Source organism: Ochrobactrum sp. SFR4, assembly GCF_019730395.1.
Classification (GTDB): Bacteria; Pseudomonadota; Alphaproteobacteria; order Rhizobiales; family Rhizobiaceae; genus Pseudochrobactrum.
In genome coordinates this window covers 1-22,390 of the sequence record NZ_JAAPBB010000013.1, presented here as the reverse complement: position 1 = coordinate 22,390, position 22,390 = coordinate 1, and the positions used below count along the sequence as shown (strand labels likewise).

20 protein-coding genes are annotated in these 22,390 nt (G+C 50.6%); 11 read left to right on the top strand and 9 right to left on the bottom strand.

All coding sequences use genetic code 11. The features are described from left to right. Window positions 1-942 precede the first annotated feature (942 nt). Entirely contained in the window at window positions 943-3,921 is a 2,979-nt protein-coding gene (locus HBA93_RS14345) for an Rne/Rng family ribonuclease (RefSeq protein WP_221723698.1), read from the top strand. A gap of 171 nt (window positions 3,922-4,092) precedes the next feature. Here the strand turns inward: HBA93_RS14345 and HBA93_RS14340 are convergent, their stop codons facing one another. Then, window positions 4,093-5,196 (bottom strand): pyridoxal phosphate-dependent aminotransferase, encoded by a 1,104-nt coding sequence (locus HBA93_RS14340; protein ID WP_286201951.1) that lies wholly within the window; start codon window positions 5,194-5,196, stop codon window positions 4,093-4,095. Between the two features lie 594 nt (window positions 5,197-5,790). Between HBA93_RS14340 and HBA93_RS14335 the strand changes: the two genes are divergently transcribed. The 6 genes from HBA93_RS14335 (at window position 5,791) to aat (ending at window position 11,412) form a co-directional block, all read left to right on the top strand. Continuing rightward, window positions 5,791-7,128 (top strand): M48 family metalloprotease, encoded by a 1,338-nt coding sequence (locus HBA93_RS14335; protein ID WP_121993456.1) that lies wholly within the window; start codon window positions 5,791-5,793, stop codon window positions 7,126-7,128. A gap of 110 nt (window positions 7,129-7,238) precedes the next feature. Further along, window positions 7,239-8,012, top strand: coding sequence for a DsbA family protein (locus tag HBA93_RS14330; RefSeq protein ID WP_121993420.1), 774 nt, complete (start codon window positions 7,239-7,241; stop codon window positions 8,010-8,012). 178 nt (window positions 8,013-8,190) lie between these two features. Further along, window positions 8,191-8,640, top strand: coding sequence for a type II 3-dehydroquinate dehydratase (gene aroQ, locus HBA93_RS14325; RefSeq protein ID WP_221723696.1), 450 nt, complete (start codon window positions 8,191-8,193; stop codon window positions 8,638-8,640). Window positions 8,641-8,858: 218 nt separating this feature from the next. Further along, the gene (gene accB, locus HBA93_RS14320; RefSeq protein WP_121993418.1) at window positions 8,859-9,332 is read left to right on the top strand and encodes an acetyl-CoA carboxylase biotin carboxyl carrier protein; all 474 of its coding nucleotides are present in this window, start codon (window positions 8,859-8,861) and stop codon (window positions 9,330-9,332) included. 104 nt (window positions 9,333-9,436) lie between these two features. After that, a complete protein-coding gene (gene accC / locus HBA93_RS14315; protein ID WP_121993417.1) occupies window positions 9,437-10,792 on the top strand; it encodes an acetyl-CoA carboxylase biotin carboxylase subunit in 1,356 nt (451 codons plus the stop codon). Window positions 10,793-10,797: 5 nt separating this feature from the next. After that, window positions 10,798-11,412: a leucyl/phenylalanyl-tRNA--protein transferase gene (gene aat / locus HBA93_RS14310; protein ID WP_121993416.1), complete on the top strand. Its 615-nt coding sequence runs from the start codon at window positions 10,798-10,800 to the stop codon at window positions 11,410-11,412. A gap of 13 nt (window positions 11,413-11,425) precedes the next feature. Here the strand turns inward: aat and HBA93_RS14305 are convergent, their stop codons facing one another. From HBA93_RS14305 to tig, 6 genes are all read right to left on the bottom strand, one after another. Then, entirely contained in the window at window positions 11,426-11,851 is a 426-nt protein-coding gene (locus HBA93_RS14305) for a DUF2155 domain-containing protein (RefSeq protein ID WP_051139045.1), read from the bottom strand. A gap of 222 nt (window positions 11,852-12,073) precedes the next feature. Further along, window positions 12,074-12,469 carry an NADH:ubiquinone oxidoreductase subunit NDUFA12 gene (locus tag HBA93_RS14300; RefSeq protein ID WP_022711464.1) on the bottom strand — a complete coding sequence of 132 codons (396 nt, stop codon included), beginning with the start codon at window positions 12,467-12,469 and terminating at the stop codon, window positions 12,074-12,076. A 215-nt stretch (window positions 12,470-12,684) separates the two neighbouring features. Continuing rightward, on the bottom strand, window positions 12,685-13,188 hold the full coding sequence (locus HBA93_RS14295) for a GNAT family N-acetyltransferase (protein ID WP_221723695.1): 504 nt from the start codon (window positions 13,186-13,188) through the stop codon (window positions 12,685-12,687). Beyond that, a complete protein-coding gene (gene gatB, locus HBA93_RS14290; protein ID WP_221723694.1) occupies window positions 13,188-14,687 on the bottom strand; it encodes an Asp-tRNA(Asn)/Glu-tRNA(Gln) amidotransferase subunit GatB in 1,500 nt (499 codons plus the stop codon). Before gatB ends, HBA93_RS14295 begins: the two co-directional genes overlap by 1 nt. A gap of 247 nt (window positions 14,688-14,934) precedes the next feature. Beyond that, window positions 14,935-15,441: a GNAT family N-acetyltransferase gene (locus tag HBA93_RS14285; protein WP_221723693.1), complete on the bottom strand. Its 507-nt coding sequence runs from the start codon at window positions 15,439-15,441 to the stop codon at window positions 14,935-14,937. A gap of 66 nt (window positions 15,442-15,507) precedes the next feature. Beyond that, window positions 15,508-16,923, bottom strand: a complete 1,416-nt coding sequence (tig, locus tag HBA93_RS14280) for a trigger factor (RefSeq protein ID WP_121993412.1) — start codon at window positions 16,921-16,923, stop codon at window positions 15,508-15,510. Between the two features lie 42 nt (window positions 16,924-16,965). Here tig and HBA93_RS14275 point away from each other — a divergent pair, with 42 nt between their 5' ends. Together HBA93_RS14275 and HBA93_RS14270 are read left to right on the top strand one after the other, a co-directional pair. Then, window positions 16,966-17,352 (top strand): hypothetical protein, encoded by a 387-nt coding sequence (locus HBA93_RS14275; protein WP_163026261.1) that lies wholly within the window; start codon window positions 16,966-16,968, stop codon window positions 17,350-17,352. A gap of 247 nt (window positions 17,353-17,599) precedes the next feature. Further along, window positions 17,600-18,097 (top strand): hypothetical protein, encoded by a 498-nt coding sequence (locus tag HBA93_RS14270; protein ID WP_221723692.1) that lies wholly within the window; start codon window positions 17,600-17,602, stop codon window positions 18,095-18,097. A 71-nt stretch (window positions 18,098-18,168) separates the two neighbouring features. Here HBA93_RS14270 and HBA93_RS14265 read toward each other — a convergent pair whose 3' ends face one another. Beyond that, a complete protein-coding gene (locus HBA93_RS14265) occupies window positions 18,169-18,606 on the bottom strand; it encodes a hypothetical protein (protein WP_286201944.1) in 438 nt (145 codons plus the stop codon). Window positions 18,607-18,678: 72 nt separating this feature from the next. Continuing rightward, window positions 18,679-20,145, bottom strand: a complete 1,467-nt coding sequence (locus HBA93_RS14260; protein ID WP_221723691.1) for a metal-dependent hydrolase family protein — start codon at window positions 20,143-20,145, stop codon at window positions 18,679-18,681. Between the two features lie 462 nt (window positions 20,146-20,607). Between HBA93_RS14260 and HBA93_RS14255 the strand changes: the two genes are divergently transcribed. Further along, a complete protein-coding gene (locus HBA93_RS14255) occupies window positions 20,608-21,801 on the top strand; it encodes a tyrosine-type recombinase/integrase (protein ID WP_221723690.1) in 1,194 nt (397 codons plus the stop codon). 2 nt (window positions 21,802-21,803) lie between these two features. Continuing rightward, entirely contained in the window at window positions 21,804-22,352 is a 549-nt protein-coding gene (locus HBA93_RS14250) for a hypothetical protein (protein ID WP_221723689.1), read from the top strand. The last annotated feature ends 38 nt before the right edge of the window (window positions 22,353-22,390 follow it).

Here is a 22,390-nt window from a genome sequence, read left to right as displayed (position 1 = left end):
CAGATATGCTAGAGCTTTATCGTTAATGAAGCCTTTGCAAGTTTCATCAAATCTGTCTCTGCATCCGGCTTTTATGATCACAAGATTTCAATGCCATTTCCCGTCGCAACCGGCAACTGACAAAGCTGCACACACAAATCGCACATGAAATAAAGCCGGCTTAGATTCCGCGCGCCGCATCTTCACGTAAATCCCGCGTCAACGACATCAGAAAATCATTCTAAAACATTGAGATAAATGTCGAAATTATAAAATTTATGCCTGATTAGTTTGAACGGAGTGTGACGCATTATTATATTCTGCTTGTCAGAGGGGCGATCAGGTCCTAAAAGCATTATCAGGTTACAGATCCGCCATCGGAATCATTCTCTGTCCAGCGTCCGGTTAACACCCGCGGACAGGCTCTTATCGTGGCAGATCAGCTCAGAACCTGACGTTACAACCGTCAGAAAACTGCAGAACGGCCGTTTGTGATAATTCTGGTTTGAAAGATTATCCGGCGGCTCAGCGTAACTGAACAAGGATTCAGCACTGGTACGGTTCCCCCGGCCACTGCTCATAAAGACTGCGGACTATGTGAGAAATCATAATCGGCAATCTGTTATCTGCGGCATCACGCGTTGTAAGAAACGCAGTTTAAAATGCCGTAACACTTTTGAATTGCTGCATATTTTATCCTTTTGGATTTGTGCGGCACTATAATCGGCCTGTTTATCAGGTCTTTCGAGGTCGTTTCGATCGGAACCGCTATGGGTCACGCAGACTTGACCATTGCCAGCCTGAAAATCGCGATTGCCGCAAGGCATCAGCGCGTGAAGACTGTACTCTGCGTTCCGGCGAACCTTAATTTATCCGGCAACCGCGAATATATACGAACCGGCGCTCCCGAAGCGTCTCCGGTTCCTCTTGATTTGCGTTTTTCCGCCGGAAGGAAAAACACTTATGTCGAACAAAATGCTTATCGATGCCTCCCACCCGGAGGAAACGCGCGTCGTAGTGGTGCGCGGTAACAAGATCGAAGAATTCGATTTTGAATCTGAGCATAAGAAGCAGTTAAAAGGCAATGTATATCTGGCACGCGTAACCCGCGTTGAGCCGTCATTGCAGGCTGCTTTTGTGGAATATGGCGGCAACCGCCATGGCTTCCTCGCCTTTTCCGAAATTCATCCGGACTATTACCAGATTCCGGAAGCTGACCGTAAAGCGCTTCTGGAAGCAGAAGCCCGCGCAGCACGTGATGAAGATGATGAAGAGCGTGAAGAAGCACCACGCCGCAATCGCCGCGGTCACAACGACCGTCGCGGCTCGGGCCGTCACCGTCATCACAACAACAGCAAAGATCATGCTGCGGCACCTGCTCTGTCGGCACCTGAATTTGTCGGCGACTTCGCCGTTGAAGCGCAGGAAGCCTATGCACAGGCATTGCTCAATGCCGCTCAGGAACAGGCAAATGACGATGCGGATGATAACACATCCGTCATGGCTGCCTCTTCTGATCAGCCGGTGATCCGCGAGAAAGCACCGCGCAAACAGCACGCGTCAGACAGTGACGATGATGAAGATCACGATGATGAAGACGATCAGGTTGAATCGGTCGGCGCTGAAGATGCGATGGAAGAACTGCCGGGCAGTAGCCGTGCGCATCGCAAGCACTACAAGATTCAGGAAGTTATCAAGCGCCGCCAGATTATTCTGGTGCAGGTGGTTAAAGAAGAGCGCGGCAATAAAGGCGCAGCTCTCACAACCTATCTGTCGCTGGCAGGCCGTTATTCCGTACTGATGCCAAACACCGCACGCGGTGGCGGTATTTCTCGCAAGATCACCAATATTCAGGATCGCAAACGCCTGAAAGATATCGTCAAGGAACTCGAAGTGCCGCAGGGCATGGGTGTGATCCTGCGTACTGCCGGTGCCAACCGCACCAAGGCAGAAGTGCGCCGTGACTATGAATATCTGATGCGTATGTGGGATAATGTCCGCCAGCTGACCATGCAGTCACAGGCGCCTGCCCTCGTTTATGAAGAAGGCAATCTCATCAAGCGTTCGATCCGCGACCTTTATAACAAAGATATCACGGACATTCTGGTTGCCGGTGAAGCCGGTTACCGCGAAGCCAAAGATTTCATGCGGATGCTGATGCCGACCCATGCGCGCGTCGTCCAGCCTTACCGTGAAATCACGCCGATCTTTGCCCGCAACGGCATTGAAGCCCAACTCGACCGGATGCTGCATCCGCAGGTCACGCTGAAATCCGGCGGTTATATCATCATCAACCAGACCGAAGCTCTGGTAGCGGTTGACGTCAACTCCGGCCGTTCAACCCGTGAAAATTCGATTGAAGAAACTGCATTGCAGACCAATCTGGAAGCCGCGGAAGAAGTTGCGCGCCAGCTGCGTTTGCGCGACCTTGCCGGTCTGGTTGTGGTTGACTTCATTGATATGGAAGAAAAGCGCAACAATCGTGCCGTTGAAAAACGCATGAAAGATTGCCTGAAAGATGACCGTGCCCGTATTCAGGTTGGCCGTATTTCGCATTTCGGTCTTCTCGAAATGTCGCGTCAGCGTATCCGTGCATCGGTTCTCGAAAGCACCATGCAGCCTTGCCCGCATTGCGCAGGTACTGGTCTGATCCGCTCGGATTCCTCGACGGCGCTTTTTGTCATCCGCTCGATTGAAGAATTCCTGCAGCGCAATTCGCAGAACAATATTACTGTTCGTGCACCACAGGCCACAGCGCTGTACGTATTGAATCATAAGCGCCATCTGCTTGCAGAAATGGAAAGCCGTTTCGGCCTGACGATTGAATTGCAGATCGATGAAACCGTTGGTCATCAGCATCTGGCGATTGATAAGGGCACACCGGCTGCCGGTCCTGTTAATCCGGTTCCGCAGACAATCCAGTTCATGCCTTATGACGAGGAAAATGATCCGGAAATCATCGATGTGGAAGATGATGCGGAAACCGAAGCAACATCAGGCGATGAAGATAACGCACGCGACGATAATAATGACGACCGCAAACGCAGCCGTCGTCGTCGTCGTCGTCGCGGTGCCCGTGATCGCGATAATTCGGAAACACAGGGTGAAGCCTCTGCTGATGAAGATGAAGGCGATGATACAGACGCAGATGACGCACCTTCCCAGTCGGAAGAAGACCGTCGTAAGAAGCGTCGTCGCGGCCGTCGTGGCGGACGCAAGAACCGTCGCGGTGAATATGACAATGACAACCGTATGCCTGCAGTGGAATTTGTCGGCTTCAGCCGTGATGAAGCTGTCACCCGCCTGACTGCCTATAAACAGGCTGCGAAAAAAGCATCGGCACCTCTGCCTTCACCGGAATTTGTGGGCTTTAACCCGCAGGTGAAATCAGTATCTCCCGCTACTGCCCTGACACAGGATGCTCCGTTCAAGACTGAAGCAGACCCGCAGGCTGAGGCAAAATCTGAAAAGAAAACTGCAAAACCTGCCCGTAAACGGCCTGCAAAACCACGCGGTGCAAAAGCAACGGCCGAAACCGTTGCGGAAACTGTGGTTGAAGTGGCTGAACCGGTTGTTACAGAAGCAGTGGTTACGGAAGCTGAAATTGTGAGTGATGAGGCTCCGGCCAAAACCACACGCAAAAAAGCTGCGGAAAAACCAGCCAAGCCTGCCCGCAAGCCGCGCGCTAAAAAAGCAGCCGAGCCGGTCGCAGAAACACAGGCTGAAGTTGCTGAAGCAGCTGTTGTGACAGAGGTGGCAGAACCTGCTGCGGAACAGCAACCAGAAAAGCCTGCACGTAAACGCAGCAGCACACAGGAAGCATCCAAACCGGTTGTGACCTCGCAGATCAGTCAGGCTGACAAGCAGGAAGAACTTGCAGATCAGCCTAAGTCTGATCAGCCTAAACGTGGTGGCTGGTGGCAGAAAAAGGGCTTCTTTTAAGCCCTGCCAATAAAGTCCGTAGAGCGTATCCCGCTTCGATCGGATAAGATGCGCGTTATAATAAAAAGTTAGAGCGGTTCTGCCGGTTCAATATTAACCGGAACCGCTCCAGAATAAAAAAAGCCGCCGGAATTTCCGGCGGCTTTTTGTTTATAATTGTGTTTCAAAAACTCAGAGCCAGCCTTCCAGCCGGCGCATTGCTTCACGCATTTCATCGGCTGTACCCGCATAGGAGAAGCGCATTGTGCGATGGCCTTCCAGCGGGTCAAAATCCAGCCCCGGTGTAGTCGCCACATTAATCTCGGCAATCATCTTGCGGGCAAAGGCCATGCTGTCATTGGTAAAGCGGGACACATCGCAATAGGCATAGAATGCACCATCCATTGGTGCAGCCAGTGTCAGCCCCATTTTCGGCAAATGCTCGCCGAGGATAGAGCGGTTCAGCGCATAACGCTGCTTGATGATATCCAGCTCATCCGTTGCCTTAAAGGCTTCAATCGCCGCAATCTGTGACAGTTCCGGTGCGGAAATATACAGGCTTTGCGCAATACGTTCATTCGGGCGCACTGCCTCTTCCGGCAGCACCATCCAGCCGATACGCCAGCCGGTCATGCAATAATATTTGGAAAAGGAATTGATGACCGTCACAGTATTATCAAAAGCCAGTGCAGTCTGGTCAGGACGGTCATAGGTCAGGCGATGATAAATCTCATCGGAGATCACACGGATATTGCGTTCGCGCGCCGCCTCCAGAATGGCTTTTAACTCATCATCTTCAATGATTGCGCCGGTCGGATTGGCAGGGCTGGCGAAAAGCACACCTTTGAGCGGTTTTTCTGCATGGGCAGCAATCAGGCTTTCAGCTGTCAGATTGGCGCTTGCACCGTCACCGGTGCCGATTTCAACAACTTCAACGCCAAGGGCTTTCAGAATATTGCGATAGGCCGGATAACCCGGACGGGTAATCGCCACACGGTCACCGGCATCAAAATAAGTCAGAAAGGCGAGATTGAAAGCAGCCGATGAGCCGGTCGTCACGGCAATGCGCTGCGGGCTGACTTCAACGCCGTATTGCTCGGCATAATGGGCCGCAATCGCTTCACGCAAACCAATCAGGCCCAGCGCATCCGTATAACCGATTTTACCATCAATCAGAGCTTTTTGCGCAGCTTCACGCACGCGGAGCGGTGCCGGATCAGCAGGCTGACCAACCGCCATGGAGATCATCGGCGCGCCTTCTGCGCGGCGCCGGTTCGCTTCAGCGAGCACATCCATGGCATGAAACGGATCAACTTCGCTCCGGTAGGAAAAAACTCTCACTTCTCTGCCCTCAAAAAACACCTGCCCTGCCGCTTGTATGAAACAACAGCCTGCAGAACCGGTTAAGCTTTAAACACCGGATGTTCCATAGCCCGAACTGCACAGTGCAACAACCGCATAACAATCACAAAATATTAGCTATAAAACAGCAAAACGAACCGAAACTTTAAACTTCTTAAGCCTGACTTCAGTTCAGGTCATAAAAAAGGCCTGAAATATCATGAAATAAACTGTGGTTCACAACTGCGGATTCCTGGCGGAATATATCATTCTGTTTTTCGCATTCTGTAAGCTAAAACAGCATTATAATTATTGCAGCTGATTCACACCTGATGCATGTCCCTGTTCAAACTGACCTGTTTGGATACATCATGCGGTAAATGAAAGTGTCCGGAGCGAGTGCGATACCGTGCTACCGCTCTTGATCGTTTTTAAAACAGGATTTTATTGATGGCCGAAACCGCTCTTCTTTATACAGCCCCTGCGCCGCAACCGGCAGCACCGGCAACGGTTCCCGCCCGCCACAGGCTGCGCCGTCCGCTTTCCCTGATGATTTCCGCCGCTATTCTGGCCGGCTCCGCAGTCACTGCCTCAGCGCAGTCGCGCTCAGTACCGGTCGTGCGTGATGCAGAAATTGAAGCCCTCGTTACCGATTACACAACCCCAATTCTCAATGCCGCAGGTCTTGGTAAAAAGCGTATCGGTACAATTCTGGTCAACAGCCCGAGCTTCAATGCTTTTGTCGACGGACGACGCATCTTTATCAATACCGGTGCCCTGCTCCAGTCTGAAACCCCGAATGAGATTATCGGTGTTATCGCCCACGAGACCGGCCACCTTGCCGGCGGCCATCAGGATCGCCTGCGTGAACAGCTGAAACAGGCCAAAACCATGGCTGTTATCGGCACATTGCTCGGCCTTGGTGCGGGGATTGCCGGTGCGGCGACCCGCAACAGTGCCATTGCCGGTGCCGGTGGCGGTATTGCAGCCGGTGGCGGTGAAATTGCCATGCGCAGCCTGCTGTCCTATCAGCGCTCGGAAGAAGCCGCAGCCGACCGCTCGGCAATCAATTATCTGAATAAAACCGGCCAGTCCGCCAAAGGCATGCTGACAACATTCGAGCGCTTTGCCAGCGCCTTATCGATCAGCGGCACACAGGTTGATGCCTATCGTATCAGCCACCCGCTGCCGCGTGACCGTATTGCCAATCTGACGACACTGGCTCATCAAAGCCCGTATTTTGAGAAAAAAGACCCGGAAGCCCTGCAGCTTCGTCATGATATGGCGCGGGCAAAAATCGCAGCCTATTCCGGCGGCCTCGGCTCTCTGCAACGCATGTTCCGCAACAATCCGCGCGGCGTAGGCGCCCGTTACGGCGATGCGATTTATACTTTTCTCAATGGCAATCCCCGCAATGCCATTCCAAAAATCGATGCATTAATCAAAGAGCAACCGAAAAACCCTTATTTCCGTGAAATAAAGGGGGAAATGCTGCTGAAAGCCAATAATCCGACTGGTGCTGCCGCCGAGTTCAAACAGGCTGCCGCGCTTGATCCGCGCAAATCCAGCCTGATCCGTATGAGCTATGGCCGCGCTTTGATGCTGACCGGCAATAAAGCCAATATGGAAGCGGCTATCCGCGAGCTGAAAGCAGGTATGGTTCGTGATCCGGAATTTTCGGAAGGTTACGGCTATCTGGCACAGGCCTATGGCCAGTCCGGCCAGATGGGACTTTCAGACCTCGCAACGGCGGATCAGCATTATTATGCAGGCCGTATCAATGAGGCCAGGATTTTCGCAACCCGTGCGCAGACACGCCTGAAATCAGGCTCGCCGGACTGGCTGCGGGCACAGGACATCATCAATACCAAGACCAAAAAGAAATAAACCACGGGAAACCAATACCGGTTTGCCGTAACAGAACTTCACATTTCGCCAGTGTGGCGGACTACCACCTTTAACCCGAACGACAAGGCCGGTTTATCCGGAGTGATCCTATGACCATTCATTTCAAGCGCCGTTTAGCTACCACTGTTTTCGGCGCAGCTGCTCTGGTTTCAGCCGTTGCAGCTTCCCATGCACAAGAAGCAAAACCGCTCGATAAAGCTGCCGTTGAGAAAATCGTCCGCGAATATCTGATCGCCAATCCGGAAGTTATGCTTGAAGTGCAGGACGCTCTGGAGGTGAAACAGGCCGCATCAGCCCGTGACAGCCAATCCAAAATCATTACAGAAAATCATGATTCGATTTTCAACGACGCCAATGATGCCGTTTACGGTAATCCGAAAGGCGATGTGACCATCGTTGAATTCTATGATTACAATTGCGGTTATTGCAAACGCGCAATGCCGGATATGCAGGCGCTGCTCAAAGCCGACCCGAATATCCGCTTTGTCCTGAAAGAATTCCCGATTCTCGGACCGGATTCCATGCGTACCCATCTGGTTGCACAGGCATTCAAGCGCCTGATGCCTGAAAAATACATGGAATTGCACGAAGCGCTGATGAAAGAGCCGAAAAGCTCTACCGAAGAGAGCGCAATGAAGATTGCTACCTCTTTGGGTGCGGACGAAGCAAAGCTGCGTGAACTAATGAAAAGCAAAGAGGTCGTGACCTCCTTCCAGAGCGCTTATAATGTTGCTCAGGCGCTGAATATTTCCGGCACACCGTCTTATATTATCGGCAATGAGCTGGTTCCGGGTGCTGTCGGTCTGGAAACATTGTCTGAAAAAATTGCTGAACAGCGTCAATCAAACACCGGCAACAAATAAAATTCATAATTTTATCTATAAAATTTGAATTTAGTGCCGGAAAATGCAGTTAAAGCCTGTACGGATACAATTTACAGGCTTTAACAGCAAAGCATTCCCCATTATATGGGAAGAGTTAAAGACTTCAGACAAGCTGAATTCATACGAATAACGGAATCGTAAAGCGACACCACACCCGATGGCACAAGTGATTTTCATTCTGAACGGCCCGAACCTGAATATGCTGGGTAAAAGAGAACCGGCAATTTACGGTTCGACGACCCTTGATGATATTCACGTAAACTGCCGCAAAGAAGCTGAAAAGCTGGGCGTGGAAATTGACTTCCGTCAGTCTAATCACGAAGGCGATCTGGTCTCATGGATTCAGGAAGCCGGTGAGAAAGGCGCGCAGGTTCTGATTAACCCTGCAGCATATACACACACATCTATTGCGCTGCTTGATGCCATTCGCGCAGCTCAGGTGACAGTGGTTGAGGTTCACCTCTCAAATATTCATGCCCGTGAAGAGTTCCGCCACAAATCCTTCGTTTCTCCGGTTGCCAAAGCTGTACTGTGCGGCTTCGGTGCGGAAGGTTATTTGATGGGTCTGCGGGCTCTCGCCGGCTATCAGCATAATCCTGAAAGTTGACCGGATTTTCAGAGTGGATTATGCCACGCATACCTAACCAGCATAATGTACCCTGACCGTCAGGCATATGCTAAAAGCAGTTAAGGCAAAAACGGGAACCGGTTTTCCGTTCAAAACTGCGAAAATAAAAATGGGAGCCTATTCCGATCTGCTTTAACCGGATCGGAATAGGCTCTGAAGAAACAACAATATATATCAGCGGTAAAGGGGCCAGACCCATGACGAACAAAAGCTCCGGTATCGATCAGACGATCATTCGCGATCTCGCGAACATCCTCAAAGATACCGATCTGACAGAAATTGAAGTTGAACAGGACGATCTGCGCATTCGCGTATCACGCAATATCACTGTTCAGGCTGCAGCACCTCAGCAATATTTTGCACCTGCTGCCGCAGCACCGGTTGCCGCCGCTGCGCCTGCTCCGGCTGCAGAAGCACCGAAAGCTGCTGACAAATCCAAAAACGCCGTGCCTTCGCCAATGGTTGGTACAGCCTATCTCGCACCGGCACCGGGTGCCAAGCAGTTCGTGGAAGTCGGCCAGAGCGTTAAAGAAGGCCAGACAGTTCTCATCATCGAAGCGATGAAAACCATGAACCAGATTGCTGCTCCGCGTGCAGGTACAGTGACTGCTATTCTAGTCAGCGACAGCCAGCCAGTTGAATTCGGCGAACCTCTTATCGTCATCGAATAAGATCTTTCACAGATCACGGCTGTATTTTCAAACATACAGCCATCGCTGACCAATTTGAATTAATGCATAGTCTGTCTCAGATTATGCCTGAGGCAGGAGCTCCGATGTTTCAAAAAATCCTCATAGCCAATCGCGGCGAAATTGCCCTGCGGGTGCTGCGCGCCTGTAAGGAGCTTGGCATCAAGACTGTTGCCGTTCACTCCACTGCCGATGCCGATGCCATGCATGTGCGCCTCGCAGATGAAAGCGTATGTATCGGACCACCATCATCGCGCGACAGCTATCTGAATATTCACCAGATCGTTGCTGCCTGCGAAATCACCGGTGCTGATGCAATCCATCCGGGTTACGGCTTCCTCTCCGAGAATGCCAAATTCGCTGAAATTCTTGAAGCGCATGATATTACCTTCATCGGCCCTACCGCTGCGCATATCCGCATCATGGGCGATAAGATCGAAGCGAAGAAGACTGCAAAACGCCTCGGCATTCCGGTTGTTCCGGGGTCTGACGGCGGGGTTGCCAGTGAACAGGATGCAATTCGTATTGCTTCAGAAATCGGCTATCCGGTCATCATCAAGGCTTCTTCCGGTGGCGGCGGCCGCGGGATGAAAGTTGCCAAATCGGCAGAAGATATCTCTGTTGCCTATAATACTGCACGCTCGGAAGCTGCAGCTGCATTCGGTGATGACGCTGTTTACATCGAGAAATATCTCGAAAAGCCGCGTCACATTGAAGTTCAGATCGTTGGCGACGGTGCAGGCAAAGCTGTGCATCTGGGCGAACGTGACTGCTCACTGCAGCGCCGCCACCAGAAGGTCTGGGAAGAAGCCAACTCCCCTGCCCTGAATTCCGAAGCCCGTGACAAGATCGGCATGATCTGCGCCAATGCGGTTGCAGAACTGGGTTATCGTGGTGCCGGTACAATCGAATTTCTCTATGAAAACGGCGAGTTCTATTTCATCGAAATGAACACCCGTCTTCAGGTGGAACATACGATTACCGAAGCGATCACCGGTATTGATCTGGTTCATGAACAGATCCGTATTGCCGCCGGTCTTGGTCTGTCGATCAAGCAGGACGATGTACGCTTCTCCGGTCATGCGATTGAATGCCGTATCAATGCGGAAAACGCACGCACATTCACACCGTCACCGGGCACGATTAAGCATTATCACACACCGGGTGGTCTGGGCATTCGTGTCGATTCCGGCGTCTATAGCGGCTATAAAATCCCGCCATATTACGACAGCATGATCGGCAAGCTGATTGTGCATGGCCGTAACCGCGTGGAATGCCTGATGCGTCTGCGTCGTGCGCTGGATGAATTCGTCGTTGACGGCGTTGATACAACCCTGCCGCTTTTCCAGGATTTGATTGCCAATCCGGATATCGCCAATGGCGATTATGATATCCACTGGCTTGAAAAATATCTGGAAAAGAAAAACGCATCGGGTCAGTAACTCCGGTGGCGGGACGCAAATCCCCTCCGCCTCAAAATTTAAGCCCGGAGCTTTTGCTCCGGGCTTACGCCTCCGGCATTTTCCCTATGTCAGAAAGTGCTGATGATCCGGAAATATTCTGGGTACGACCGGAACAACGCGGCATTATCCCGCTCGATAAGTTCCACATTTCCCGCAGTCTGCAAAAAACACTGAAGCGCTCGCCATTCGAGATCAGCTATGACACCGCTTTTGAACAGGTGCTGGAAGGCTGTGCGATCAGGCGGGATCCCAATGCCGGTACATGGATCAATCAGACGATCCGTGACGGCTATATTGCCCTGCACAAAGCCGGACACTGCCATTCTGTTGAAGCATGGCAGGACGGACAGCTTGTCGGCGGTCTTTATGGTGTGTCGCTGGGTGGCGCATTCTTTGGTGAAAGCATGTTCAGCCATGTCACCGATGCTTCCAAGGTCTGCCTCGTGCATCTGGTAGAGCGGTTGCGTGCACATGGTTTCAAACTGCTGGATACGCAGTTTACCACGGAGCATTTACAGCGTTTTGGCGCTGTTGAAATTCCTGCGAAGGATTATGAAGATATGTTGCTGCCGGCGATTTTAACACCGGCGCAATTCTGAAGCTGCCAAGCTTTTATTGCGGCGCAGGAATATCGGACGTCTGCTTGCAGTCTTTCAGCCAGATATCATAAACCGGATGATCTACCGCATTCAGACCCGGACTATCAGCAAACATCCAGCCGGAGAAAATACGGCGGATTTTACGATCCAGTGTGATTTCATCCACCTGCACAAAACTGTCGGTACGCGGCGCTTCATTATCCGAGCGGCTGTAGCAAACCTTCGGCGTTACCTGTAACGCACCGAATTGCACTGTCTCATTAATATAAACGTCAAAAGTTGTGATCCGGCCGGTGATCTTGTCCAGACCGGAAAATTCCGCAACTTTATTGGAAATACGCTCGGCACGTGCCTCAGATGCTACGCCCAGACCGGCAAGTGCCAGCCCTGCAACCAGCAGAAATGTTGTTCCAAAAGATCGTCCGGAAGAAACATTCATACACATTCTGCCTTTGGTACTGGTTGCATAAACGGATGCGGAGAAAACACCCGCCGGAAAATTAGCCTGTTCTTTGCGGCATTTGTGAGAAAAAAACTCGCCGGACAGGGTTTTCCCCAATCCAGAGCGGCAGACCACTGCACCGGACGTAAATTTAGGGGAAAGATAAAGGCGGCACAGCTGAAAAACCATGCCGCCTGTCAAATCTATCAGGACTGAATCTTAATTCGGTGTCCATGCATCATAGTCGCCGCCCACTTTAGGGCGCTGACCGGATGCGGAGATCGCACCCTGCGGGCGATAAGCATAAGGCGTACCGGTCAGGTTCTGCTGATGCGGCTTTTGCCATTCGCGCGGCTGATAGTTTTCTTCAGTCGGCGGCGTGTCGGTGCGGTGATGCATCCAGCCATGCCAGCCGGCAGGAATTGCACTGGCTTCGCTATAGCCGTTGAAGATAACCCAACGACGGGTGCGGCCTTCAGAATCCTTACCACCGGTATAATAAACATTACCGAACTCATCTTCACCGACGCGCTTACCTTTGCGCCATGTATGAAGACGGGTGCCGATAGTCTGGCTGTTCCACCAGGTAAAGACCTGAATAATAAATTTTTTCATAGCACTTCCGGATCCTGAACTATCCTGACCATAAAGGCGCAGGATCATGCAGATTATTCCCTGCTTATGCCCTTATCTGAGGCGTGTCGCAAGGGTCAAGTTGCCGCTGTTTTAAGCATTTCGCAGTTAAGTGGCGCCATTTAACACCGGAGAACACTTAACTCACAAAACTTTGTACGGGCGCAACAGGCACAATTAAATGCGGGATGCTCCGGTTACATAGACCAGCCTGTCAAAGACTTTTCCATTTTAATAACCGGAATATCCAGATTGAGCGTACCCCAATCATTTGCCTCGCCGGTCTTTTCAAAACCTTTGCGGGTGTAGAAGTCCAGAGCTTTCTGATTCTTAGCAATCACTTCGAGAGCAAGCTTCTCCACATCAGGAAAAGCCATTTCAATCTCCGCCAGCAACATGGTGCCGATACCCTGAACCTGCTGTTCAGGATCAACATAAAGCTGGTGCAGCTCCGCAATACCGTCTTTGCTCTGGCTGGCATAAGCCATGCCGACGAGGTTGCCCTCGCCGTCATCGGCCACAACAAATTCCGAATAAGGCTTGGCCAAATTGCGTGTCAGCGCAGCAACAGAATGATATTCACCTGTCACCTTATTGACGGTCTCAATACCCAGCACATCATCAAATGTGGCGTGCCAGGTTTTGACCAGCAACTGGTGCACAGCCTTCAGATCATTCTTATTTGCAGAGCGCAGCCACATTATTCGATGCCCAGTTTCGCTTTAACCAGATCATTCACAGCCTGCGGATTTGCTTTACCGCCGGTCGACTTCATCACCTGACCAACAAACCAGCCTGCCAGTGTCGGTTTTTCTTTTGCCTGAGCCACTTTTTCAGGGTTGGCAGCGATGATTTCATCAACGGCCTTTTCAATCGCGCCGGTATCAGTCACCTGCTTCATGCCGCGGGATTCGACGATCTCTTTCGGATCACCGCCCTCGTTCCAGACGATTTCAAACAGGTCTTTTGCGATTTTACCGGAGATTGTGCCTTCCTTGATCAGATCAAGAATAGCGCCCAGCTGTTCCGGAGAAACCGGAGCATCTTCAATATCTTTACCGGCCTTGTTCAAAGCGCCGAGCAGATCATTGATGACCCAGTTTGCAGCAACTTTACCGTCACGGCCTTCTGCAACCGATTCGAAATAGTCAGCAATGGCTTTTTCAGTGATCAGAATGGATGCGTCATAGACAGACAGACCCATGGTTTCAACCAGACGGGTTTTCTTGTCATCCGGCAGTTCCGGCAGAACTGATGCCAATTCATCCACATAAGCCTGTGTGAATTCCAGCGGCAGCAGATCAGGATCAGGGAAATAGCGATAATCATGCGCTTCTTCTTTGGAGCGCATCGAGCGGGTTTCACCCTTTACCGGATCATAAAGACGGGTTTCCTGATCAATCTTCCCGCCATCTTCGAGAATACCGATCTGGCGGCGCGCTTCATATTCAATCGCCTGACCAATGAAGCGGATCGAGTTCATATTCTTGATTTCGCAACGGGTGCCGAATTCGCCGCCAGGACGACGCACAGAAACGTTCACATCTGCGCGCATTGAGCCCTGATCCATATTACCGTCACAGGTACCAAGATAACGCAAAATGCTGCGCAGCTTAGTCATATAAGCGCGTGCTTCATCCGATGAGCGGATATCCGGCTTGGAAACGATTTCCATCAGCGCCACACCGGAACGGTTCAGATCGACATAAGACATGCTCGGATGCTGATCGTGCAGGGATTTACCGGCATCCTGTTCCAGATGCACACGCTCAATACCAACTTCAACATCTTCAAACTGGCCTTTGGAATCAGGGCCGACAGACACAGTCACAGTGCCCTCACCTACAATCGGCTGCTTGAACTGAGAAATCTGATAGCCCTGCGGCAGATCCGGATAGAAATAGTTTTTGCGGTCAAAAACCGATTTCAGATTGATCTGCGCTTTCAGCCCGAGACCGGTACGAATAGCCTGCGCCACACATTCCGCATTGATAACCGGCAGCATACCCGGCATCGCGGCATCCACCAGCGAAACATTGGCATTTGGCTCGGCACCGAACTCGGTGGAAGCACCGGAGAACAATTTGGAATTGGAAGTCACCTGCGCATGAACTTCCATCCCGATCACGATTTCCCAGTCACCGGTGGCACCGGAGATCAGGCGTTTCGGGTCTGGCGTGCGTGTATCGATAAGGGACATGGGCTCTTAAATCTCTGTTTTGCGGCGCGAGCTAAACTCCGCCGTTTTCTCATGCTTCTGGCTAAAACAAACCGGCCTGACTGGCAAGTGTTCTGTGCATCACAACAGCACTGTTTCAGCATCAATAAACGATCATGGCGCGGACTATAAACATTATGGTGCAACAGTGCACCCTGCATTGACGGAAAAAGTACAAATTCCCGTAACAAAGCATGGGCTTGTAAAGATAAATGACCTCACAGCACGGTCATACATCCGCCATACCAACCCGGCGGTAGAGCCGCCCTGCTCCAAAGGGGTTATTACTCTCTACTTTGAGACAAACATTCTCCGCACCGCGCAACTGGAAAACCTGAAAACAATGCAGCAATAAAGCTTCACCGATGCCCTGTCTGCGCCAGTCGGGATGCACAACAATATCCTTGATAAAAGCACTGCTCCAGCATTGCGCAAAAGCGATGAGTTGTCCTTGGGTATCTGTCACCGGAAAAATCAGACCAGCATCATATTCCTCATCCGCAGACAATGCCTGCCACCAGTCACGTAATGGCGGCACTGTATTACCAACAGCTTCATAGGAGGCTGTCAGCAAAGCATGGAGTTCTGCAATCATATCCGGCCGGAAGGCGGATAAAATCACATTCTTTGACCAGACAGGTTGCGGCAGCTCGTCGCTCAGTAATTTACATAAATGATAATAAGGTCTTGGTTGCATCGCATCACAATAGCGAAACACGACCAGCAGTAAAGCCATCACTGACAGCCCAACAAAAAAGCCGCGTTTTGCAACGCGGCTTTCTCGTAACTTTATGCGGTCTGATTATTCAGCTGCATCGTCAGCTTTTTTAGCTGCTTTTTTCTTTGGAGCAGCTTTTTTAGCTGGCTTTGCTTCTTCTGCGCCTTCTTCGTCAGCTGTCAGCTCTTCTTTAGTCACTTTTTTATCGGTGACGGAGATTGTGCCGAGCAGGTGATCAACAACCTTTTCTTCAAAGATTGGTGCGCGCAGGTTAGCAACTGCATCAGGAGTTTTACGCAGGAATTCATAAACCTGCTGTTCCTGACCCGGGTAGCGGCGAACCTGATCGTAAACAGCGCGCTGCAGTTCTTCTTCGGTTACTTCTACGCCGGCTTTTTCGCCGATTTCGGAAAGAACCAGACCAAGGCGCACACGGCGTTCAGCCAGCTTGCGATATTCTTCGCGCGCAGCTTCTTCAGTGGTTTCTTCGTCTTCAAAAGTTTTGCCAGCCTGCTGCAGGTCGAAATTGATCTGCTGCCAGATGTTGTTGAACTCAGCATTGACCAGACGTTCTGGTGTTTCGAACTGATATTCTGCATCCAGACCGTCGAGGATCTGACGCTTAACTTTCTGGCGGGTGATCTGGCCGTACTGACCTTCGATCTGTTCACGAACAACAGTGCGCAGACGATCAAGACTTTCAATACCCAGCTTCTTAGCAACTTCGTCGTTCAGTTCCAGCTCAGCAGCTTTAGCAACTTCCTTCACAGTGATGTCGAAGGTTGCTTCTTTGCCGGCCAGATGAGCAGCGCCGTAATTTTCAGGGAAAGTAACTTTGATCTGCTTTTCATCACCGGCTTTTACACCGATCAGCTGATCTTCAAAGCCCGGAATGAACTGACCGGAACCGAGAACCAGCTGTGCATCCTGATCTGCGCCACCTTCAAACGGTTCATCACCGAGCTTACCAAGGTAATCCATGGTAACGCGGTCGCCGTCTTCAGCTTTGCCTTTTTTCGCTTCGAAAGTACGAGCGGAAGAAGCAATCTTCTTAACCTGCTCTTCAACTTCTTCGTCCGAAATATCAACAACTTCACGGGTCACTTTGAGACCGGAAACGTCTTTGATTTCGATTGCCGGCAGAACTTCGTAATTCATGGTGAATTCGAAATCAGCTTTACCGGCCAGAACCTTTTCAGCTTCTGCTTCGTCTTCGCTCATTGCAACTTCAGGCTGGGTTGCAGCTTTTTCGTTGCGGTCAGCAAGGATCGAACGGGTTGAATCGTTCAGAATTTCATTCACGATTTCAGCCATGAAAGACTTGCCGTACATCTTACGCAGATGTGCTGCAGGAACTTTACCAGGACGGAAACCATCGATCTTAGCGCGACCGCGAGCGGTTTCGAGGCGCTCAGCAAGCTTTGCTTCAAGATCCTGTGCCGGAACCACGACTTTGATCTCGCGCTTCAGCCCTTCATTGAGCGTTTCGGTAACCTGCATGTCAAAACCTTCACTTTGTCTTCGTTTCGCATGACCGGCCACATGACCGTAGCCGCCGTGGCTAGCGAAATTTCTTGTTTTTCTGTTTGTCACATACCGCGCACAAATATGCGCAAAGGCTATGAGACATCCCGGAACGGATATAAAGCCTGCCGGATTATGACAGTGACTCTACATATAAATGGTACGGATTTTAAGCAGCCATACCTGATTTCTGCTATTGAATTTCCTGCACAATATCTGCTCATTCACCGGCATAAAGTCACATTTCGTAACAGAGCCCGTGCGACAGCATTGCGCCAGAATCCCATTTATCGCAAACCCATTACAATCAGCGCCCGCAAAATACAAGATGCGATTGAATGTTCACCCTGCAATCCATCGGATTTTATCAGCCTGATCTCCTTAATTACTGCCGTTTCAGGATAAAACCGGCAAAACCATGCCGCAGAAAAGCGGGCACCGGTTTTCTGATAACGACATACGTAAAACAAAGAGACAGAGCGGCCGTAATGGATACAATCAAATATGACACGCTCCTGCGGGCACATCACAGCGGCCATTCCCCGATCTGCAATAATAAAGTAGCTGATCCGGCTGCTAAAAACCGGCCCTTTTACGGGAAAGACACTTCTGATACAGGCCCTGCTTTATGCTCTGTTTCAAGGATTACAGAATGAAATTTCGTTTGATTGCTTTGTTATCACTGCTTTTACCGTTTGTACCTGTTGCTTCCCATGCACAGGAAGCAGGTCTTGCGGAACGCCGCGCCATTGCAGCCTATGCCAAAGATGTCTGGCCGCAATATGAAAAATCCATTCAGGATGCAGCAGGCTTTCCGGTTGCGATTGAACTGAACCTCAACAGCCTCGCTTTGCCGGGCTATGCGGATTCCTATGCCAATCCGGATTATTTGCAAAATATTGTGATTGAGCCGGTTATCCGCTCATTCAAAGCCATTGCAGCGGATGATATGGGCAAAACAGCCCTGAAAGAGAAGCTCAAATCCGTTGTCATTCTCTATGACGAGAAAACTGCTCCGGCATCAAACTATGCTGACGGCCTGACTTTTGAAGACGGCAAGCTGACAATCAACTGGAAGCCTTTCTCCAATACCGGTGATATCGAGCCGCGTACAAAAGCGCTAACCACACTGCTGGAAAGCAAGCTGTAAGACAGCTGACTGTTGCAAACATCAAAGCCGCTCCGATAGCCGGAGCGGCTTTGATACGTGATCATGCAACCTCAACGGTTCTTGTAAATATATGCCTTGCAGCGTTCCGTATCATTGCGGGGTGCTTTATCGCCGGTAAAAACGCCGATCGTGACCTGCTCCGGCACCGCCATCCAATAGACCATATAAGAGACGTCACCATTACCGCATAAGTGCTGTCCGTCCTTCAAGGCCGGATCAGCAGGCTGAGCAACACGATACACAGAAGCAGGCAGCTCCTTCCCGTCAACTTCAAATGTCTCTGCAACCAACTCAGCGAATTTCATCGTCGCTCCGGTTTCAAAACGAATACTGAAATCATCAATCTGAATATCGCCGGTAATGGCCTTAGCCTCTGCGCTAACCGGCAGGTAATAATCCCCTGCTGTAAAGGCATGAGCAGCTGAGCCTGAAAACAACGCAATCATCGTGACAGCCGATGCGATCAGTTTCATTTTACCGGTACGCATTCCAGTTCCCTCAACTTCATACAAATACGGCCGGAATATCCGGCCGCAGAAATATTTCATCACATCAAAAGTTCATGCAGCTAGTGTGTTCTTATGAATTACACCATCCTTAATGATCAGCTTCATATTTTTATCTGGATCAGCAATCAGTGAAATATCTTCCAGCGGATTACCGTCAATCAGCAGCATATCCGCCATTGCGCCCTTTTCAATCACGCCGATAGCGCCAGCATACGGATTGCGATTTCCGGACATTGCCAGCAGTTCTGCATTGGTGCCGGTCGCCATTTTCAGCACATCGCCATTGTCAAACCAGCGCGCCAGTTTCGTCAATTGACGCCCCTGCGAGGCCGTACCTTTCGGATTAAACAGGATATCCGTCCCCCATGCCATTTTGGCATTATATTTAGGCCCCAGTTCAAATGCACGGATCGTGCCTTCCGCAATCAGTTTCTGCTGATCACTCTGTATCTGCGAGGCATAAACATTGGCGTCTTCATCCGCCAGAAACGGCTGAATGCTCCACCATGCACCGGCATCAGCCATTTGCTTAACGGTTTCCTCATCGGCCAGCTGACCATGCTCAATTGACTGCACACCGCAAGCCAGCGCCCGCTGAATACCGGCGGAGGTATAGACATGTGCACAGACATAAGTGCCCCAGTCTTTGGCAGCCATGACAGCCGCACGGATTTCAGTTTCAGTAAATTGCAGTGAATCCAGCGGATCATAGGCTGAAGCCACACCACCGCCGACCATAATCTTGATCTGGCTGGCACCCAGCATCAGCTGTTCACGCACACGACGCAGCACTTCGGCCTCACCATCCGCAATCGCAGCAATACCTGCCGATTCCGCAAGGCTCAGATCATTCGCACTATGGCGGGGAATATCACTGCGCTGGCGAAAATCGCCATGACCGGAGGTTTGTGACACCATCGCGCCGGACGGATAAATACGAGGCCCCGGAATGCGCTTTTCATCAATCGCACGTTTCAGCGCAAATGAAGGCCCGCCAAGATCACGCACTGTCGTAAATCCACGCATCAGCGTGCGCTGTGCTTCCTGCGCCGCAACAAGATGCACATAGGCAATATCAGATGTCATCGCCACCATTTGCGGAATAGCCGCCAGAATACTATGCCAATGGGCATCAATCAGACCCGGCATCAGCACGCGGTTGCCACAATCAATCACCTGCGCATCAGCAACATTCTCTGAAGCCTTGAGAATATCCGTAATCTTTCCGCCGCTCACCAGAACATTATGCCCTTCAAGCAGCTTTGAGGATTTTCCGTCGAAAATGCGCAGATTTTTCAGCAAAACAGGTTGGCCTGCGACAGAAACGGGTGTCTGAGCCAGTGCCTGAACCGGATCAGCAACCACGGCGCCCGCCATCACAGCCGCAAGGCCGCTCAGGACAGAACGGCGGCTTAGTCCGCGACCAATACGTTCATTCAGCTGTGTGATTGCCGGACTATGGCACAAGCATCCAAACCCATGAGCATATTGCCCGTAACGCGCACCATAGTTTCCCATAGTCTCAAACCTTTCTAAAGCTTTGATAAGACTGCATCAGCATAAATATATTATGCGGAAACTTCGGTCATAAAGTTTTAGAATTGATGAAATTCAGCACTATCCGGCAGGATATATTTGCTGCGGAGACTATAAACAGCAGGCAATGAGAAAAGAGGACATCTCAAACTGCATTATAACGCAATTTGTATCACGCTTTGTATCACAAAACCGGCCAAAAATGCAGTTTGATCCAAATTACAGCTTCAAACATGCTGCAATTACAAAGACCTACAAAAAACAGAGAATAAAAGTGGTGCGGATAGAGGGCATCTTATTGTAATATCAGGGAAAATCACGCTGTATCGCCTACTATCAAACTCCATACAACTCAAAACTGTTCTTGTTTCGTACGCAATCATACTCTATCATTTAGTCTCATACAATCGCACACTCAAAGGTGGATTGAGAGGTGGATAAAAATTGAGTCGCGGACTGAATAAATTGAGCGCCCTTGCGGTAAAGAATGCCCCTGCTGGCAAATATGCTGACGGGGGCGGTCTGTGGCTTCACAAGCGAGATGATGGTGGGGCGCAATGGGTGCTGCGTATCACTGTTCATGGCAGGCGCAGAGAAATGGGGCTTGGCTCCGTTTCCAGCGTTTCTCTGAAAGAAGCCAGAGAAGCCGCTGACAGATACAGGGCGATGGTACGCGAGAATATTGACCCTATTAAAGAACGAGAACGCAACAAGCGCGAAGCAGCCCGCAATCTCCACTTACTCAAGGATATAGCGCTTGATGCCTTCGAAAGCCGTAAAGCAGAGTTGAAAGGCGATGGGGACGCTGGGCGCTGGTTCAGCCCGCTTGAGCATCATATCTTGCCTAAGCTTGGCAAAGTTCCAGTAGCAGACATTAACCAGACGGATATTCGGGACACCCTCGCCCCTATCTGGCACTCAAAAGCGGCCACGGCAGAGAAGGCATTAGGGCGACTTCGCATCTGCATGAAACATGCTGCTGCTCTCGGCCTCGATGTGGATATGCAGGCAACGGACAAAGCCCGCGCCCTTCTCGGCAAACAACGGCATAAAGTTAAAAACATACCGGCAATGCCTTGGGTTGAGGTTCCGGCCTTTTATTCAGGATTATCTGACGGCTCAGTTACGCACCTTGCTTTGCGCTTGCTCATACTGACCGGTGTTCGTTCGGGGCCTCTCCGCCATATATGTGAGGAGCAAATAGACGGCGATATCTGGACAATCCCCGCTGAGGATATGAAAGGCCGCAAAGATGCCACGAGTGATTTCCGTGTCCCATTATCGCCGGAAGCATTGGAAGTCATAGCACAGGCTCGAAGCCATGCCCGTAACGGCTATTTATTTCCGAGTATTCGAAAGGGCGTGATTTCAGACATGACAATGGGAATGTTTATGGCACGGGCAGGATTAGAAGCCCGCCCGCACGGCTTCCGCTCAAGCCTTCGGGACTGGATCGCAGAAACAACCGAAACGCCTCACGACATTGCAGAAACGGTTTTGGGGCATATCGTCGGCGGCTCTGTAGAGCGTGCCTATCGCAGAACAGATTTTATTGAACAACGGCGCAATCTGATGGTGCGCTGGTCACAACATGTCACCGGCCGGAATGGACAGGTCGTAAAGATGGTGAAGGGATAAGAATGTTCGCTCCCATTGGTTATATCAGCGTTCATAAATTAATTTATGAGAAACTGAATATTAGATGGCCTGATATATTTAAACGCGAAATAAATGAGCGCAAAGTGCTCTACGGCGGTGATCTATCACGGGTCATGAGGTCTATTGTTCTTTTCAGCCCTGTTGATTGTTGTGAAAATCGCATAATGAATAGCATAAGAGGGAATCTGTGTATCGCCTCTCCATTAGGAACTATTCTTGATTTTCATCCCCCGTCTGAAATCGCCTCTGGCTTTCTTTTTGAATCAATAAGTCCGCTATTGTATTGTTGCGAAGAATTTAATTTTGACGATGCTGAACCATTCCCGGAGGGATTAGGGTGTCCGGCTTATGTCAATTTTAATGCTATGCGTCAGCGGTTTATTGAAATAATTCAAAACAAAACTCCTTTAAAGATGCGCGAGTTTAGAGATTTTACCCGTAGCCTGCCTACAGGATTTACAAGTATCCCGACATGGTACAACCGCAACGGCTTGTCCGACATCAGCGCCCTTGAGACAAAACAGTGTTAATTGAGAAGAGAGGATTTTCGGCTCATGATAGCTCTATC

Bases quoted from the DNA above. Each gene is read 5' to 3' on its own strand.
- HBA93_RS14345 (WP_221723698.1), top strand. From the start codon at position 943: ATGTCGAACAAAATGCTTATCGATGCCTCCCACCCGGAGGAAACGCGC.
- HBA93_RS14340 (WP_286201951.1), bottom strand. From the start codon at position 5,196: ATGGATGTGCTCGCTGAAGCGAACCGGCGCCGCGCAGAAGGCGCGCCG.
- HBA93_RS14335 (WP_121993456.1), top strand. From the start codon at position 5,791: ATGATTTCCGCCGCTATTCTGGCCGGCTCCGCAGTCACTGCCTCAGCG.
- HBA93_RS14330 (WP_121993420.1), top strand. From the start codon at position 7,239: ATGACCATTCATTTCAAGCGCCGTTTAGCTACCACTGTTTTCGGCGCA.
- aroQ (WP_221723696.1), top strand. From the start codon at position 8,191: ATGGCACAAGTGATTTTCATTCTGAACGGCCCGAACCTGAATATGCTG.
- accB (WP_121993418.1), top strand. From the start codon at position 8,859: ATGACGAACAAAAGCTCCGGTATCGATCAGACGATCATTCGCGATCTC.
- accC (WP_121993417.1), top strand. From the start codon at position 9,437: ATGTTTCAAAAAATCCTCATAGCCAATCGCGGCGAAATTGCCCTGCGG.
- HBA93_RS14305 (WP_051139045.1), bottom strand. From the start codon at position 11,851: ATGAATGTTTCTTCCGGACGATCTTTTGGAACAACATTTCTGCTGGTT.
- HBA93_RS14300 (WP_022711464.1), bottom strand. From the start codon at position 12,469: ATGAAAAAATTTATTATTCAGGTCTTTACCTGGTGGAACAGCCAGACT.
- HBA93_RS14295 (WP_221723695.1), bottom strand. From the start codon at position 13,188: ATGTGGCTGCGCTCTGCAAATAAGAATGATCTGAAGGCTGTGCACCAG.
- gatB (WP_221723694.1), bottom strand. From the start codon at position 14,687: ATGTCCCTTATCGATACACGCACGCCAGACCCGAAACGCCTGATCTCC.
- HBA93_RS14285 (WP_221723693.1), bottom strand. From the start codon at position 15,441: ATGGCTTTACTGCTGGTCGTGTTTCGCTATTGTGATGCGATGCAACCA.
- tig (WP_121993412.1), bottom strand. From the start codon at position 16,923: ATGCAGGTTACCGAAACGCTCAATGAAGGGCTGAAGCGCGAGATCAAA.
- HBA93_RS14275 (WP_163026261.1), top strand. From the start codon at position 16,966: ATGACCGTAGCCGCCGTGGCTAGCGAAATTTCTTGTTTTTCTGTTTGT.
- HBA93_RS14270 (WP_221723692.1), top strand. From the start codon at position 17,600: ATGAAATTTCGTTTGATTGCTTTGTTATCACTGCTTTTACCGTTTGTA.
- HBA93_RS14265 (WP_286201944.1), bottom strand. From the start codon at position 18,606: ATGCGTACCGGTAAAATGAAACTGATCGCATCGGCTGTCACGATGATT.
- HBA93_RS14260 (WP_221723691.1), bottom strand. From the start codon at position 20,145: ATGGGAAACTATGGTGCGCGTTACGGGCAATATGCTCATGGGTTTGGA.
- HBA93_RS14250 (WP_221723689.1), top strand. From the start codon at position 21,804: ATGTTCGCTCCCATTGGTTATATCAGCGTTCATAAATTAATTTATGAG.